The organism is Psychrobacter sp. NZS113, from assembly GCF_015864825.1.
Taxonomy (GTDB): Bacteria; Pseudomonadota; Gammaproteobacteria; order Pseudomonadales; family Moraxellaceae; genus Psychrobacter.
The window spans coordinates 1-1,472 of the sequence record NZ_JADYWL010000017.1 but is presented as its reverse complement, the minus strand read 5'-3'; the positions used below and the strand labels follow the sequence as shown (position 1 = coordinate 1,472).

The window sequence follows — 1,472 nt, the reverse complement described above, 5'->3', positions numbered from 1 at the left end:
AGCATCATCAAATGGTTCTCACGGCCGATACCAGACTGCTTATAACCACCGAATGCAGAATGCGACGGATAGATGTGATAGCAGTTCGTCCACACACGGCCCGCTTGAATACCACGGCCGAAGCGATACGCCTTATGTACACTGCGCGTCCAAATACCAGCGCCTAAACCATATAACGTATCGTTGGCAATTCTCATCGCATCTTCGTCATCTTTAAAAGTTGTTACCGCAAGTACCGGTCCAAAGATTTCCTCTTGGAATACCCGCATGTCATTAGTGCCTTCAAAGATAGTCGGCTGCACGTAGTAGCCATCACCCAGATCACCATCGTGTGTGGCTCTCTCGCCACCGACCAGTACTTTAGCGCCTTCTTGCTTACCGATATCTAGATAAGACAGGATTTTCTCTAATTGATCTGAGCTTGCTTGTGCCCCAATCATTGTTTCCGTATCTAATGGATTGCCCATCTTGATGGCTTCAACACGAGCGATACAGCGTTTGATAAACTCATCATAGATACTCTCATGTACCAGTGCACGTGATGGGCAGGTACAGACTTCACCTTGGTTCAGCGCAAACATCACTAGGCCTTCAACCGCTTTGTCCAAGAAGTCATCATCTTCGTCCATGATATCGGCGAAGAAGATGTTTGGACTCTTACCACCCAGCTCCAAGGTCACAGGAATGATGTTTTCACTGGCATACTGCATGATGAGGCGACCGGTTGTGGTCTCACCCGTAAAGGCCACTTTATTAATACGAGGGTTAGAAGCTAACGGCTTACCAGCTTCAACACCAAAGCCATTGACGACGTTTAACACGCCTTTAGGTAACAGATCAGCCGCACCGATAAGCTCTAACATATAGAGAATAGAGGCAGGGGTTTGCTCAGCAGGTTTAAGAACCACACAGTTACCAGCAGCAAGCGCAGGTGCCAGTTTCCAGACGGCCATCAGGATAGGGAAGTTCCAAGGAATAATCTGACCGACCACACCCAGTGGCTCATGGAAATGATAGGCAACCGTATCGTCATCAATTTGGCTGATGCCGCCTTCTTGAGCGCGAATGGCACTGGCGAAATAACGGAAATGATCAACGGCTAGCGGGATGTCTGCTGCGAGTGTCTCACGCACCGGTTTGCCATTTTCATAACATTCAGCAATGGCGATAGACTCGAGATTGGCTTCCATTTTGTCAGCGATTTTGAGGAGGATGTTGGCGCGTTCCGTGACACTGGTTTTGCCCCACGCATCTTTGGCAGCGTGAGCCGCATCTAGGGCTTTTTCAATATCAGCTTCTTTTGAGCGGGCCACTTGGCAGATAACTTTGCCATCTATGGGACTGGTGTTGTCAAAGTATTCACCATCAACGGGTGCAACCCACTCACCATTGATAAAGTTGTCATATTTTTCTCGGAATTGGACTTGGCTTTTTTCTGTATTTGGATAGGGATATAACATTAACTGCTCCTT

The 1,472-nt window shown here is 47.9% G+C and carries 1 protein-coding gene; it reads right to left on the bottom strand.

All coding sequences use genetic code 11. The features are described 5' to 3' along the window. Positions 1 to 1,460: aldehyde dehydrogenase family protein (locus I6E61_RS13945; RefSeq protein ID WP_197135296.1), on the bottom strand; the 1,460-nt coding region annotated here is incomplete at its 3' end. Positions 1,461 to 1,472: the final 12 nt, after the last annotated feature.